The organism is Photorhabdus heterorhabditis, assembly GCF_001280945.1.
GTDB classification, from domain to species: domain Bacteria; phylum Pseudomonadota; class Gammaproteobacteria; order Enterobacterales; family Enterobacteriaceae; genus Photorhabdus; species Photorhabdus heterorhabditis.
In genome coordinates this window covers 40222-54906 of sequence record NZ_LJCS01000027.1, presented here as the reverse complement: position 1 = coordinate 54906, position 14685 = coordinate 40222, and the positions used below count along the sequence as shown (strand labels likewise).

Genomic DNA, 14685 nt, shown 5'->3' with positions numbered 1-14685 from the left:
TTTTAATATAATCTGTATATTATCTTCCCAGGTCTTAGCTGGAAAAAAAACTGTTGAAGTGTTAAAACAAGTATTATGTTTTTCATCTATATGACAACTGCAAAGCCTGAAAAATACAAGCATCTATGTCAACTAAAACTATCCGTATCGCAACCCGCCAAAGCCCTCTGGCTATGTGGCAAGCATTATATGTTCAGAAAAAATTGCAACAATTTCATCCAGATCTGGCAGTTCAACTGGTTCCCATGGTAACCCAAGGAGACATCATTCTGGACACACCTCTGGCAAAAGTGGGTGGTAAGGGGCTATTTGTCAAAGAACTTGAACTAGCTCTGCTTGAAGGTCGGGCGGACATCGCCGTTCATTCGATGAAAGATGTACCCATCTCTTTTCCCGAAGGGTTAGGATTAGTCACTATTTGCAAACGTGATGATCCACGTGATGCTTTTGTTTCTGTCAAATATCACTCTCTCGATAAACTGCCAACAGGCAGCATTGTTGGTACATCAAGCTTACGCCGTCAGTGTCAACTCCGTGAATTACGCCCTGACCTGATTATCCGTGACCTTCGAGGTAATGTTGGAACCCGTCTGAGTAAGCTGGATAATGGTCATTACGATGCTATCATTCTCGCTGTTGCAGGATTGAAAAGGTTAGAATTGCATGACCGTATCCGTACACCATTATCCGCAAAACAGTCATTACCTGCCGTTGGTCAGGGAGCCGTGGGGATTGAATGCCGCCTTGACGACCAGCAAACACGAACTCTACTAGCACCATTAAACCACTATGATACAGAAATCTGTGTTCTTGCCGAACGAGCAATGAACACCCGTCTGGAAGGAGGCTGTCAGGTACCAATAGGTAGCTATGCCATCTGGCAGGATGGAAAAATCTGGCTGCGAGCATTGGTTGGAGCGCCAGATGGCAGCGTTATTATTCGTGGCGAGCGGACAGTTTTACCCAAAGATGCATGTCAAGCAGGCGTTGAACTGGCCAAAGAATTGTTGGAGCGGGGAGCAAGAGAAATTCTGGCGGAAGTTTATCAAGGCAATCCCCCTACATGAGCATTCTGGTAACACGCCCTTCTCCTGCCGGAGAAGAATTAGTTAGAAGATTACAGGCTGCGGGCAAAACTGCTTTCAGCGCACCTTTAATCGATATTCGCCCAGGTTCAGAACTGTCACAACTGGCTGAAAAACTTTGCCATCTGAATACCGGTGATATGGTATTTCTGCTGTCAAAAAATGCAGTGCATTATGCAAACTCAAAGTTAAATCAAATTAATCTATCATGGCCAGACAAGCTGATTTATTATGCTATTGGCAGATCAACCGCTCTGGCTTTTCATCAACTGACTGGTATAAATATTGCCTGGCCATCAGAGGGCGAAACCAGCGAAATCCTGCTAGAACTACCCTCATTATATCAGGTTGAAAATAAACAAGCTTTGCTGCTCAGAGGAAATGGCGGGCGTGAACTTATTGCCCAAACTTTGACAGAAAGAGGTGCCACAGTTAATTATTGTGAATGTTATTTTCGCCAGCGAGTAGATTACTCGGCAGCAGAATTCAGCGCCCGCTGGCAAAGATATGGGGTAAAAACTTTAGTTGTAACCAGCGGCGAAATACTGCAATTGTTATACAACTTAATACCCGACAGTGATCGAAACAGGTGGTTATTGAATTGCCATCTTATTGTGGTAAGCGAACGTCTTGCACATACCGCCCGGAATTTGGGCTGGCAAGATGTCAAAGTTGCTAAAAGTGCAGATAATGATGCCTTAATTCAGGCCCTAGAATAAACTGACATGGGATACCCACTATGACGGAACAAAAACAGTCCGCCGAGACAATTGAAAAAGTAATAGAAAAGGTTGAACCCCCGCAACAGCCCGGAATAGAGCCTCAGAAGCAAAAACGTTCTGGCGTTCTGAGAAACATTATTACTATTGCAATTATTCTGGCAATCGGTGGTGGCCTTTATTACTACGGACAACAGCAAAGCCACTTACTGAGTGCAGAGAACCATGAGCTGCGCCAACAACTGGAATCGCTGAAACATCAACAATCACAAGATCAGCAACGTATTGAAGCTCTGTTCAAAGAACAGGCGAAAGCTTCGAGCAAGGTTGCCACACAAGCCGCACAAAATGAGCAATTGGATCGTCATCTGCAAGAATTACAGGCCAAAATATCTGCGTTATCCAGTTCTGATGTAAAAAGCTGGCTACTGGCACAGGCTGATTTTCTAGTCAAAATGGCTGGACGAAAATTATGGAATGACCAAGATGTCGTCACTGCCGCTGCTCTGCTAAAAAATGCAGATGCCAGTCTTGCTGAAATGAATGATCCAAGCCTAATTGAAATTCGTCGTGCAATTACACAGGACATCAGCGAATTATCCGCCATTAGCCAAGTTGATTTTGATGGCATTATCCTGCGGGTTAATCAGCTCTCTAACCAAGTAGACAACCTGCGTCTGGCTGACAATACCCCCGATGGTTTACCAATGGATGAAGACAATCATGAATTGACCGGCACCTTATCCGAATGGCGCCAGAATCTGAGCAAAAGCTGGAACAGCTTTATGGATAACTTCATTACTATCCGTCGCCGTGATACTGCTGCTGAGCCATTATTGGCACCAAATCAGGATATCTATCTACGGGAAAATATCCGCGCCCGTTTATTGATTGCAGCTCAGGCAATACCGCGTCATCAAGGAGAAGTATTTAAACAATCACTGGAAACGGTTTCAACCTGGGTCAGAGCTTACTTTAATATTAACGATCCAAATACTAAAGCATTCCTGGAAGAAATTGATTCACTGAGTCAGCAACCTATTTCCATTACTGTGCCAGATCATCTTTCAAGCCAGCCTTTACTGGAAAAACTGATGCAAACCCGGGTCCGCAGCTTGCTGTCCCAATCTTCTGCAATCAATCAGGAGGGTTAAGCTATGCTGAAAGTCCTGTTACTGTTTGTTGTGCTGATTGTTGGTATTGTGCTTGGTCCAATAGCTGCGGGTCATCAGGGGTATGTGCTAATTCAAACTGACAACTACAATATTGAAACTAGCGTTACCGGTCTGTTTATTATATTTGTTCTTTTACAGTTAGTACTTTGCTTTCTTGGTTGGTGCTACCGCAGAGTTATGCGCACAAGCTCACGCACTCGAGGTTGGTTCCTTGGGCGCAAACGTAGCCGTGCCCATGCCCAAACAAAAGAAGCACTGATTAAACTGGCAGAAGGTGATTTCAAACAAGTGGAGCAATTGCTGACCCGTAATGCTGATCATGCAGAACAACCTGTAGTCAACTATTTACTGGCCGCTGAAGCGGCCCAGCAACGCGGAGATGAATTCCGTACTAATCAATATCTGGAACGTGCAGCAGAAGTCGCAGACAACAATCAGTTGCCTGTGGATATTACCCGTGTACGTATTCAACTAGCGCAAGGTGAAATTCATGCGGCCCGCCATGGTGTGGACAAACTACTGAATCAAGCTTCACGCCATCCAGAAGTGTTGCGCCTAGCTGAACAAGCTTATACAAGATCAGGGGCTTACCAGTCACTGATTGACATACTACCGACAATGGAAAAAATCCATCTGCATGATGAGTCACAAATTCATAAGCTGCGTCAACAAGCCTATATCGGTCTGATGAATCAATATATGTCAGAACAAGGCAGTGAAGGTTTAAAACGTTGGTGGCATGATCAAGGCCGTAAGATTCGTCATAATGTGGCTTTGCAAATTGCAATATCTGAACATTTGATCGAATGTGACGATCATGAAACTGCACAAAAGATCATCCTGGAAAGTTTAAAACGTCAATACGATGAACGTTTACTACGGCTGATCCCACGGTTGAAAAATGAAGATCCAAAACCGGTACAAAAAGCACTGGACCATCAATTAAAGCAATATGGTGCTACTCCTTTATTGAATAGTACTCTTGGACAGGTTGCTTTACACCACGGAGAATGGGAAAAAGCAACAAAAGATTTTAAAGCAGCATTAGCTCAACGCCCCGATGCTCATGATTATGCCTGGCTAGCAGATGCATTGGATAAGTTACGCAAACCGGAAGAAGCGGCACAGGTTCGCCGTGAGGGATTGGTGCTAACTTTGAAGCGTAAGAGTAACGTAGTTCATAGCAAATAGCTCAGATAACACGGTATCTTCGCTATCCAGTTACCGTTATTCTTTTCGCATTTTTCACACTTCACTAAAAATGCCCCATTCGAGGGCATTTTTCTAGCCATATTTTCTGGCGAAATCTTCATCGGAAGTGCAGAGATAAATAATAAATTCAATAAACGAGATAAGTGAAGGAATGAACATCCAGCAAAATAGTAGGTATAAAATTCCCATGCCTATCTTACCCAAATAAAATTTATGGGCGCCAAAGCTACCAAGAAAAAAATGCCAATAATGCCGCCACAATTCTGTTATTACTACCAGAAGAATGTACCCTTATCATCGCCCCACAATGTGGGCACGACTATGCAGATTCATGCAACATCTTTCCGCAGCCAAAGCATCCAATCATTCTTGATATTTATATATTCCCTTTAAGTAGGTTAAAAAAGTAACCAAGCCTATTTTATAGCGAAACCAGCAATCATATTTTCAGCTTTGCCTATATTAGATATTCATATCTGAACCGTTCATAGATTAAAGATATTCCTAAAGATGGGCCAAAAAAACACCTACCTTAGAAAGATAGGTGTATAAATACAATCAGGTCTACAGACGGATAGTGCCTCACTCAACGTTGAGTCCGGTCGGTGATGAAAAGACAGCTGTATCTTATTCATCGTGACATGGACAATAGGCACCGATAATCGGCTCTGCATCATCCCTGGGTTTATGAAGCTTATGCTGTCATAAGAAATAGGATGAGCATCTACATTTTTATGGCATGCATTTAACGTGCCAGCTTTTATTCAAGTGAATAACTGCCTCGCTTTATCAGCTATTTCTCCATTTATTACAACGAGAAAGCAAACCACGATAAAGCTCGCTTCATTAACTGTCTCTTATTTGAGACAATCCCTCACGCGTTTTAAATTTTTAATTTAAATTCAATATGTTAAAAGTCTCTTATTTGAGACAGTCAATATATCTATTGTCGTCAAAATACAACAAGATAATAAATTACAATATAAAACAAATAGTTAATACCAGAGAAAAGAGTGATTCAATCAACTTAGATCAACAAACCGCATGTTGCGAATAAGAGGCAAAAAAGGAAACAGGAAGAGTGGAAGGGCAAAAAGGTTAAATGCAAAAAAACCCCGCAATGCAGGGTTCTTCCTGGAATCTGGTCGGCGAGAGAGGATTCGAACCTCCGACCCACTGGTCCCAAACCAGTTGCGCTACCAAGCTGCGCTACTCGCCGAAATTTTTTCTTTTTTATGGTGCGAAAGGGGGGACTTGAACCCCCACGTCCGTAAGGACACTAACACCTGAAGCTAGCGCGTCTACCAATTCCGCCACCCTCGCGTGTCACAAAAAAGATGGGGTGGCTAATGGGACTCGAACCCACGACAACTGGAATCACAATCCAGGGCTCTACCAACTGAGCTATAGCCACCATAACAGCTATTTAATAATTCACTACTTACAACAGCAAAATACACCACCGCAGCTCTTGCACGCTATTAATGGCGCGCCCGACAGGATTCGAACCTGAGACCTCTGCCTCCGGAGGGCAGCGCTCTATCCAGCTGAGCTACGGGCGCTTAACGCCGTTGCGGATGGGGATAGTACGGATTTAATGATCTACTGTCCAGTGCTTTTTTTCAGAAATGATGCATTTGATTACACCTTGCTCATTTCGTTGATAAAGCCAGCTCTTAATTTCTCTACCACCCCAGCTATGACAGCAAATTAATCTATCGGACTATTAGCTTTCTGACACTAAAAAGCCTTACCAACCAATAAATAAGCGACACTATTAGCAAAAATCCTCCGCCTACCAACAGTGAAAAACGGGTATCAGGGTTAATCGCCATGCCCACCAACACACAACATAAAAATGCCAGTGTCAGATAATTTACATATGGGAACAAAATAGATTTGAAATTATGTTGTTTCAATGCCGCTTGATGGTGCTGACGAAAACGCAGCTGGCTCACCAGAATAACAAACCACGGAACCATCCCCGGCAGGACACTAGCACTGTAGACATAAACAAAAACCGCCTGTGGGTTTGGGATCAGGTAATTCAAACTGGAACCTACCATCAAACACAAGATCGTAATGGCAATACACGTTACTGGTACACCATTCTTTGACAATTTAGTCAGTGATGAGGGTAACTGTCGATTTTGCGCCAATGCATAGAGCATACGTCCACCACTGTACATACCACTGTTACAACCAGAAAGCGCAGCGGTCAATACGACAAAGTTAATCACGGCTGCTGCTGAAGTGATTCCTACTTTGGTAAATGTCATCACAAACGGGCTACCCTGTGAACCAACTTCTGTCCACGGAAATAATGTAACCACAATGAAAATCGCGCCTACGTAGAAAATCAAGATGCGCCAGAGAATATTGTTAATCGCTTTCTTTAAGGTAACCTGTGGATTTTTAGCCTCCCCCGCAGTGATACCTACCAGTTCCACCCCCTGATAAGATGCAACCACAATACAGAGCGCAAACAAGAACCCTTGCCAACTACCAGCAAAAAAACCACCATGAGCAGTCAAATTACCCAATCCAATAGGTTGCCATTGATTACCGATGCCAAAAAATATCAGCGCCAGACCAACCAGGATCATCACGATAATTGTGGTCACCTTAATCATGGCAAACCAAAATTCTAACTCACCATAAAGACGTACCGCCGCCAAGTTTGCCAAAGCGACCAATGCCACTGCAATTAATGCTGACACCCATTGAGGAAGTTCAGGGAACCAGAACTCGGCATAAACGCCAATAGCTGTTATTTCTGATATCCCTACTGCCACCCACATAAACCAATAACCCCAAGCGGTCAGGCATCCCCAATATGGGCTGAGATATTTATGCCCAAAAGAAGCGAAAGAACCCGTAACAGGCTCAAGAAACAGCATTTCCCCCATGGAACGCATAATGAAGAAAACAAAAATTCCGGCAATAATGTAAGCCAGCAAAACAGAAGGACCCGCCCATTTCAGCGTGCTGGCTGAGCCCATAAACAGACCGACACCAATAGTTCCGCCTAATGCGATTAGCTCGATATGACGGGCTTCTAAACCTCGTTGCAGGCCCTGTTGTTGATCTGCCATAAATTCCCTGTCCATTGTTATGTGTTGTAATGTGTAATAGTCAAAATATACAAAACTGGTTTTGACCAGCCATAAAAATGGCAGGGATCAAAACATGTTTTTCCACTCAGTGGAATAAAAAATTACCCAATAATTAGTATTGATAGTAAAAGCCCGGCAGGATCAAACGGTTATATAAACGCTGTGAAATGAATTTTTTGACAACCTGTCGCAAATTGTTATACGACAGGCAGACAACACATTTACAGACGATTGAAGTAGTAATATCCCAAAAACTTCAATAGCTTAAACTGGCGACGGATACGGCTTGGTTGTGATAACAAACGATAAAACCATTCAAGCCCGAGGTTCTGCCATACTTTCGGCGCACGTTTTACATGACCGGTAAATACATCATAAGTACCACCAACCCCCATATAGAGAGCATCGAAATGAATTTTACGGCAGTCGCGCATGAAAATTTCCTGCTTAGGCGACCCCATTGCAACTGTTACAATTGCTGCTCCGCTAGCATGAATCCGTTCAAAAACAATATTACGTTCTTCTGGTGTGAAATAACCATTCTGGCTGCCAACAATATTGACGTTCCATTGAGTCCGTAATTTGTTTTCCGTTTGTTCCAATATCTCTGGTTTCCCCCCGACCAGAAAAACAGGAGTACCTTCCTTGCCAGCACGTTCCATCATCGCTTCCCACAAATCTGCCCCCGCTACGCGAGAAACTTTAGCATCAAGGTATTTACGGCGGATAGCACGTACAATGCTGATACCATCGGCATACAGATATTCTACTTCACCTAACAAAGTACTCAGAGTATTGTCTTCTTCCGCTGTCAGAACTTTTTCTGCATTAATTGCAACCAAAGTACCCGTCTTTACCTGCCCTCGCTGAAAAATATGGTCAAGAAAGTGCGCCATATCGCGAAAGCCCCAAATATTCAAGCCACGAATGTTATACTTAGGAATATTGTTTCGCTCCATTTTCTTTCCTTAATATTACAACGGACGTTTTTGCGATAAGGCCCGGTTGCTAGTCAAATATTTTCTGATAAGCCCAGCACTGTCAAACAGCCAATACAACAACTTAGCAACCACCAAACATAAACCAAAAATAATACAGAAAAACACCACTCGGGAAACAAATGAATCCAACCCTTCACGAGCCAGAACTATCATGTTGAAGATCGCTCCGAAGCAAAATGCCTGCAAAATAGCAGCCTTATAACGATTAGTCTCCTGTTTCCCCAACTCATAAATCCAGTCAAACCACTTAATTATCAACCCAACAACAATCGCACCAACCGGAATAAACAGCACTCCCCCCATAACAATCAAAGATCCTATTAAAGTTGGGGAAATTGCCAAGCCGGAGTGGTTATCTAACACTTCCCAAGTAAAGTAATTTGCAGAATTCAACACAGCATCAGGGCGTCCTGGCCAAAGCCAACTTGGAATGAAAACATAGAAATCACGGATAATCGGTGCCAACCCCTGAAAATCGATTTTGTCGTAGTTATTCAACAATAACGCAAAATTTTCCCACGGAGAGAAAGTATCTCTTGTGAGATAAAGGAAAGTATAAAACGCTTCTGCACCACTAACATCCAAACTATAGCGTTTAAGAGCCAACCAGAACATACCAACAATTCCCACTGCTCCCGCAGTTATCAGCATCCACAATGTTATCCAACCACGAACAATGCCGATAAATAGAAACAGCGCAAACGCAATAATAATATTAGCCCGTGTTCCCCCAACAATCACATAAGTCAAAATCCCGAAAGCAACCGTGCTTATCAGAAAAAACAGCCAGCGTAATTGTGTCGGCTTCAGGAAATAAACGACTAGCATGGCCGGAATAAAGAAGTAAAAGAACCGTTTTAAGGCAACACCAGACACCTGACTGGAGAAAATCTGACTATACGACTGTAATTTAAACAATAGAAACCCATTCTGCATGAAGAATAGCCCAACGGTCACAACCGCAACTAATGTCAGTAGTAACCATGTCAAATTAGTTTCTACCCGGTTCATGGTGAATACCGGTGCTTTGGGTTGCCCAGAAGGTCTTTTCAGCCGAGTTTTATAACTGACATAATAAATTGCATAGAAGCACGTTGAAGCCAACAGAGCATGTAACAAAGAGTCTACTGGTACCACCTCAACATCAAACTGAAAAACCAGCAAGCACGTCAGTGGGAAACCGAAATAGAACGTCAGCAAATAAAGTAATGAGAAGAACACATTGAAATTAAAACGTACACGTCGGAATTCCTGATAAGCTAGCGTCAGGATAAAAACCAGTGATATCAGGTAAACAGTAAATAATCCGCCAAATTGCGTTAAACTCATTGCTGCTCTCCTGCCACTTTTGCCAGCGCTTGCCGCCAACCATCAACAACGTTCGGGCTGAAGAAAGCTATTGTATTCCTGTCTAAAGAAAGCATCTGCCGTTGTGCTTCGGCAATCAATTGTCTATCCAAAGGATCGCCGCAGAAAAATACCGGTACCTGCTGTTCTGTCAGATCCTGCCAGAAAAGATTTCGACGACTAAGTACAAATGGCACCCCAAATTGTATCAACAGGCAAATTGTTCCAACCCCTTGCTGGCGGTCAAATATGAAATACCCTAAATCGCAACAACGCAGTAATGCCAGATAGTCATCAAATTCCATCTTTTGCTTAATAATTTTCAAACTTTCTGAGCAAAACAGTGATAAAGCCGTTTGCTCAACCTGATCAATATAAGCCTGATTATTCTCCGGATAACCCATCGGAATGACTATTCGTACCTTATCACCAAATTGCTTATGAATAGCTTTGAGTGCGGCGATATGTCGGTTTGATCGATCACCGGAGTTCCCCAGCAAAATTGTCATTCTGTTATCGTCAGAAGGTGTTTTTTCTACCATCGTCAAAGCTGGCTCCATTCTGGTTGGGAAATAAAGCAACGATGTTGGTACCTTCAGATGATGCTGAGAATAAAAATGTGAATCCCCACGAGTCGCAAATACATGTTCCACTCGATTCTGCGCCAAACGACGTAGAAAATAAAACAGGCGGAATTTCAACTGGCGAGAATCTTCATACAAATCTGCTCCCCAAGCATGCCACCAAAATTGATTGCGTTTAATTTTTCCTGACAACAGTGCCAACCATAAACCTGTATTAAATTGACCATGAAAAAAAAACCGGCAAGCTCTGTCTGACTGCGCTTTAGCAGTAACCGCCTGCGCCAGAGCTTTTTTACTGTCAAAAAATGTCATATCCAACTCCGGACAATCATCCAGAGAAGCTCGATTCCTGGTCACCACCATAAACTTTGGTTTAGCCGAAAAACCCATTTCTTGCGCTAAGACATCATTAAAAAAGCGTAATACCGTTCGATTGTGATGCGGGATATCAGATCCCAGAACGTGAATTAGGGTAGTCATGCTCGCCTGCGGTAAATAAGAAATACACCACAACAAAGGGTGAAATAAACAATATAAGTTGTCATATAGGCTTGTGCTGCGCCTAACGCTCCATTAGCAGGAATAAGCCAGTGGGAAAAACCAGTAAGCAACAAAAACTGACTAACCTCAGTTAGCACATAAAAACGCAACGCAGCTTTGGCAATCACTAAGTAACCAAAAACATAGGCGCCCACTTTCAAGACATCACCAACCAGCTGCCAAGCAAACAAATCACGCATAGCTGTAAATTTGTCGGAAAACAGCAACCAAATGGCAAAATCACGCAACAACCATACAGTAAAACTCGCAACAGCCACCGCTGGCAAAACAAATTTCAACGCCTTGACTATCTCATCTGATATTTCGACCTTACCCTGTAATCGTGAAAGTGTTGGCAACAGATAAACACTAAAAGAAGCTGTAATAAATTGCAGGTAAGCATCGGAAATACTACTTACACCTTGCCAGATACCCACATCATCCCAACTATAATGCGCGGCCAGCAAGTTTCGCATCATAATGTAAGCAACTGGTAAAGTAATAGAAGTCAACAAAGCCATAAGGGTAAATTTGCCGAGTTGACTAGCGAGTACCTTATCCCACATAGGCTTAAGATCTGATAACGGAACCACGTTGCGATACCAAAGCATCAGCCCTGCAGGAAATATTATCAGTGCTGGCACTAAAGCCAAACCAGCCAAAGCACCTTCATACCCTCCAAGAGTAAAGCAAAGATAATAAGCCATCACGCCAATTAAACTACCAAGAATAATAGCCAGGGCATTCCCCAGAGCATCCCTGTATCCTTTCAAAATAGCCAGAAAATAGTTGGCACTGGCAATACCCATTTGAATAAATGCAAGCGCCTGCACAACGGGTTCATAATCTTGATGACCAAATAATCCAATACTGATTGATCCACTGAACAACAAAAAAATTACTGCCAACAGCGTGGAAAATCCCAAGATAATGGCAGAAGACGTTCCTAATACCGCACGCAGCCTTTCCGGTTGCTGCTGATATTCAGCAACATATTTAGTCACACCATTAAAAATACCTGCTCCTGCCAATACCCCCAGCACGGTAATAAGTTGACGGAAATTACCCGCCTGCCCAACACCACTGGGACCGAAAGCAACTGCCAGTAATTTAACAATCAAAAGCCCCACACCGATCTTTATCAGTGTAGAGCCAGCAGTCCATACCGATGCTTTAGCCAGTGACATATCAGGCAAAGAATTCCTTGATATGTTTGATAACAGCTTGTTGCTCAGTCTCTGTTATGTTGTAAAACATTGGCAAACGTACCAAGCGCTCACTTTCACTAGTAGTGAAGCGATCTTCTCCATGGAAGTGACCAAATTTCTCACCACCTGGGCTACTGTGCAGAGAAACATAATGGAATACCGTTAGTACACCTGCATCGTTCATATAGCTATTGAATGCAGAGCGTTCCCCAATATCTTTCAGCTTGATATAGAACATATGGGCATTATGCTCCAATCCTTCAGGTATTACAGGCAATGTCAGACGACCAACATCAGCCAAAAGTTTTAACGCTTGATAATAGGTATCCCACAAGGCAAGACGACGTTCATTGATTTTCTCAGCAGCGTCAAGTTGTGCCCACAAATAAGCAGCCTGAAGTTCTGACATCAGATAACTGGAACCAATATCACGCCAGGTATATTTATCGACCTGACCACGGAAAAACTGGCTGCGGTTAGTACCTTTTTCACGGACAATTTCCGCACGGGAGATCAGTGATTTGTCATTAATAAGTATTGCACCACCTTCACCACCAGAAGAATAGTTCTTGGTTTCATGGAAACTGTAACAACCGATGTGTCCAAGAGTTCCCAATGCGCGGCCTTTATAAGTGGACATTACGCCCTGCGCTGCATCTTCCACTACAAACAGATTATATTTCTCTGCCAGGGCCATGATTGCATCCATTTCACAAGCCACACCCGCATAATGAACAGGAACAATCGCACGTGTTCTGTCTGTAATCGCTGCTTCGATTTTAGTTTCATCAATATTCATGGTATCCGGACGGATATCCACAAAAACAATCGTTGCTCCCCGCAGTACAAATGCGTTCGAAGTAGAAACGAAAGTGAAACTCGGCATGATAACCTCATCACCGGGCTGAATATTTAGCAAAATAGCCGCCATTTCTAGCGAAGCTGTGCAGGATGGTGTCAATAGAGCTTTCAAGCAATTGAAATGTTGTTCCATCCACTCTTCACAACGTTTGGTAAAACCACCATCCCCGCAAAGCTTACCGCTCGCTATTGCCTGCTTCATATAATCTAATTCAGTGCCGACTACTGGCGGTCTGTTAAATGGAATCATTTCGCCCCCGGTATAACCAATAAGCAGTGCTTTCAACAAATGCACCACTGCGTTTATAAAGACGCAAAGCAGCGATATTGCTGGTTTGTGTCGCGATTCTTAATCGTTGTATTTGATGGTACTGGCACCACTGTTGCGCCGTCGACATTAATTTTGAACCAATTCCACAACCGGTATTTCCTGGAAACACCGCCAGCAATCCCATGCGGGCCTGGCCTTTCTCTAACTCCCGCAAAGTAACAAACCCTGCGGGTTGCCCATTATCTCCATTTACCAGTAAACATTGATGATCAAATGTACCCAACACCGCTTTTTCAACCCAGGTAGCATAGAAACGACCACTATCCTGCGGCTGATACCAAGGGGTACGGAAACGGCTTGAAGAAAATACTTTAGAAGCCACTTCTTTCAACATGGGAATATCTTGCTGTGTCGCCGATATCATCTCCGTCTCAGGATTATCACTACAATTCGTAGTATAAGCATTTTTTGTGCCAATCATTAATGAGAAATCTACTTCCCCTTCCACCAGCGAAAAACCCAATGCCGATAATCCATCAATAATGTCTGGCCGTTGTACTGGCACTTTAGCCTGCACTAAAGAATATTGTTCTAACTGAGATAAAGTTAACAACTTGGAATCAGGTGTAAAATCAAGACGAGCAGTGGAGAATCCAAAATAATGGCTATCCCACTCTAATGGTTCAATATTGGCGCGAACGGACATGGAGCAGATCCAACAGATATTGGCCGTAACCAGTTTTTGACAAAGATTTTGCTGTTTCTCTTAAGTGATCATCATCTAACCAACCATTACGCCAGGCAATTTCTTCAAGACAGGCGACTTTAAAACCCTGACGCTTCTCAACAGTCTGCACAAAAGTGCTGGCCTCAATCAGACTATCGTGCGTGCCGGTATCCAACCAAGCAAAACCGCGCCCTAACAGTTCAATATTCAGTTCACCACGATCCAGATACATCTGGTTAATACTGGTAATTTCTAATTCACCTCGGGCAGAAGGCTTCACCTGTTTGGCAAAGTCCACAACCTGATTATCATAGAAATAGAGACCTGTTACTGCCCAGTTAGATTTTGGTTTTTCTGGTTTTTCTTCAATGGAAAGAACATGAAACTCGTCATCAAACTCCACCACACCAAATCGCTCAGGGTCCATTACCTGATAACCAAAAATAGTCGCGCCATTTCCACGGGAAACGACACTCTTCAGTTTCGGACTGAATGCTTGCCCAAAGTAAACATTGTCTCCCAATACCAAGCAACAGGATTCGCCGTTGATGAACTCTTCACCAATCAGAAATGCCTGAGCTAAACCATCCGGTGATGGCTGTTCTGCATAGCTCAAACGAATACCAAATTTATCACCATTGCCAAGTAGTCGGTGGAAAGAAGGTAAATCTTCTGGTGTGGAGATAATCAAAACATCGCGTATCCCTGCCAGCATCAGTACTGACAAAGGATAATAAATCATCGGTTTGTCATAAATCGGCAGTAATTGCTTGGAAACACCTCGTGTTATCGGATGCAACCGAGTACCCGATCCTCCTGCCAGAATAATGCCTTTCATG

The 14685-nt window shown here is 43.2% G+C and carries 12 protein-coding genes, 4 tRNA genes and 1 pseudogene; 4 read left to right on the top strand and 13 right to left on the bottom strand.

Annotation, left to right across the window (positions count from 1 at the left end; genetic code table 11):
• Positions 1-125 precede the first annotated feature (125 nt).
• The 4 genes from hemC to hemY are packed head-to-tail and all read left to right on the top strand — an operon-like array spanning position 126 to position 4170.
• The gene (hemC, locus tag AM629_RS11165) at positions 126-1067 is read left to right on the top strand and encodes a hydroxymethylbilane synthase (protein WP_054478941.1); all 942 of its coding nucleotides are present in this window, start codon (positions 126-128) and stop codon (positions 1065-1067) included.
• On the top strand, positions 1064-1804 hold the full coding sequence (gene hemD, locus AM629_RS11160) for a uroporphyrinogen-III synthase (protein ID WP_054478940.1): 741 nt from the start codon (positions 1064-1066) through the stop codon (positions 1802-1804). The genes hemC and hemD overlap by 4 nt, the downstream gene beginning before the upstream one ends.
• Before the next feature lie 20 nt (positions 1805-1824).
• Positions 1825-2958 (top strand): uroporphyrinogen-III C-methyltransferase, encoded by a 1134-nt coding sequence (hemX, locus tag AM629_RS11155; RefSeq protein WP_054478938.1) that lies wholly within the window; start codon positions 1825-1827, stop codon positions 2956-2958.
• 3 nt (positions 2959-2961) lie between these two features.
• A complete protein-coding gene (gene hemY, locus AM629_RS11150; RefSeq protein WP_054478936.1) occupies positions 2962-4170 on the top strand; it encodes a protoheme IX biogenesis protein HemY in 1209 nt (402 codons plus the stop codon).
• A 93-nt stretch (positions 4171-4263) separates the two neighbouring features.
• Here the strand turns inward: hemY and AM629_RS22220 are convergent.
• The 13 genes and pseudogenes from AM629_RS22220 to rfbA form a co-directional block, all read right to left on the bottom strand.
• A pseudogene (locus tag AM629_RS22220) lies at positions 4264-4567 on the bottom strand (NINE protein).
• A 766-nt stretch (positions 4568-5333) separates the two neighbouring features.
• Positions 5334-5410: transfer RNA gene (locus AM629_RS11145), tRNA-Pro, on the bottom strand.
• A gap of 17 nt (positions 5411-5427) precedes the next feature.
• Positions 5428-5514 (bottom strand) — tRNA-Leu (locus tag AM629_RS11140).
• A gap of 15 nt (positions 5515-5529) precedes the next feature.
• Positions 5530-5605, bottom strand: a tRNA-His gene (locus AM629_RS11135).
• A gap of 71 nt (positions 5606-5676) precedes the next feature.
• A tRNA-Arg gene (locus tag AM629_RS11130) sits at positions 5677-5753 on the bottom strand.
• Positions 5754-5906: 153 nt separating this feature from the next.
• Complete coding sequence (gene thrP, locus AM629_RS11125) at positions 5907-7286, bottom strand: bifunctional threonine/serine APC transporter ThrP (protein ID WP_054478934.1); 1380 nt, start codon at positions 7284-7286, stop codon at positions 5907-5909.
• A 242-nt stretch (positions 7287-7528) separates the two neighbouring features.
• Positions 7529-8266 (bottom strand): lipopolysaccharide N-acetylmannosaminouronosyltransferase, encoded by a 738-nt coding sequence (gene wecG / locus AM629_RS11120; RefSeq protein WP_054478932.1) that lies wholly within the window; start codon positions 8264-8266, stop codon positions 7529-7531.
• 15 nt (positions 8267-8281) lie between these two features.
• Complete coding sequence (gene wzyE / locus AM629_RS11115) at positions 8282-9637, bottom strand: ECA oligosaccharide polymerase (RefSeq protein WP_054478930.1); 1356 nt, start codon at positions 9635-9637, stop codon at positions 8282-8284.
• Positions 9634-10719 carry a TDP-N-acetylfucosamine:lipid II N-acetylfucosaminyltransferase gene (locus AM629_RS11110; RefSeq protein ID WP_054478928.1) on the bottom strand — a complete coding sequence of 362 codons (1086 nt, stop codon included), beginning with the start codon at positions 10717-10719 and terminating at the stop codon, positions 9634-9636. The genes wzyE and AM629_RS11110 overlap by 4 nt, the downstream gene beginning before the upstream one ends.
• A complete protein-coding gene (wzxE, locus tag AM629_RS11105) occupies positions 10716-11966 on the bottom strand; it encodes a lipid III flippase WzxE (RefSeq protein ID WP_054478926.1) in 1251 nt (416 codons plus the stop codon). Before wzxE ends, AM629_RS11110 begins: the two co-directional genes overlap by 4 nt.
• 1 nt (position 11967) lies before the next feature.
• Positions 11968-13098 (bottom strand): dTDP-4-amino-4,6-dideoxygalactose transaminase, encoded by a 1131-nt coding sequence (gene rffA, locus AM629_RS11100; protein ID WP_054478924.1) that lies wholly within the window; start codon positions 13096-13098, stop codon positions 11968-11970.
• Positions 13085-13825, bottom strand: a complete 741-nt coding sequence (gene rffC, locus AM629_RS11095; RefSeq protein WP_054478922.1) for a dTDP-4-amino-4,6-dideoxy-D-galactose acyltransferase — start codon at positions 13823-13825, stop codon at positions 13085-13087. The genes rffA and rffC overlap by 14 nt, the downstream gene beginning before the upstream one ends.
• Entirely contained in the window at positions 13803-14684 is an 882-nt protein-coding gene (gene rfbA, locus AM629_RS11090) for a glucose-1-phosphate thymidylyltransferase RfbA (protein WP_054478920.1), read from the bottom strand. The genes rffC and rfbA overlap by 23 nt, the downstream gene beginning before the upstream one ends.
• Between the last annotated feature and the right edge of the window lies 1 nt (position 14685).

Bases quoted from the DNA above. Each gene is read 5' to 3' on its own strand.
- wzxE (WP_054478926.1), bottom strand. From the start codon at position 11,966: ATGTCACTGGCTAAAGCATCGGTATGGACTGCTGGCTCTACACTGATA.
- wecG (WP_054478932.1), bottom strand. From the start codon at position 8,266: ATGGAGCGAAACAATATTCCTAAGTATAACATTCGTGGCTTGAATATT.
- hemC (WP_054478941.1), top strand. From the start codon at position 126: ATGTCAACTAAAACTATCCGTATCGCAACCCGCCAAAGCCCTCTGGCT.
- AM629_RS11110 (WP_054478928.1), bottom strand. From the start codon at position 10,719: ATGACTACCCTAATTCACGTTCTGGGATCTGATATCCCGCATCACAAT.
- thrP (WP_054478934.1), bottom strand. From the start codon at position 7,286: ATGGCAGATCAACAACAGGGCCTGCAACGAGGTTTAGAAGCCCGTCAT.
- hemY (WP_054478936.1), top strand. From the start codon at position 2,962: ATGCTGAAAGTCCTGTTACTGTTTGTTGTGCTGATTGTTGGTATTGTG.
- hemX (WP_054478938.1), top strand. From the start codon at position 1,825: ATGACGGAACAAAAACAGTCCGCCGAGACAATTGAAAAAGTAATAGAA.
- rffA (WP_054478924.1), bottom strand. From the start codon at position 13,098: ATGATTCCATTTAACAGACCGCCAGTAGTCGGCACTGAATTAGATTAT.
- wzyE (WP_054478930.1), bottom strand. From the start codon at position 9,637: ATGAGTTTAACGCAATTTGGCGGATTATTTACTGTTTACCTGATATCA.
- rfbA (WP_054478920.1), bottom strand. From the start codon at position 14,684: ATGAAAGGCATTATTCTGGCAGGAGGATCGGGTACTCGGTTGCATCCG.
- rffC (WP_054478922.1), bottom strand. From the start codon at position 13,825: ATGTCCGTTCGCGCCAATATTGAACCATTAGAGTGGGATAGCCATTAT.
- hemD (WP_054478940.1), top strand. From the start codon at position 1,064: ATGAGCATTCTGGTAACACGCCCTTCTCCTGCCGGAGAAGAATTAGTT.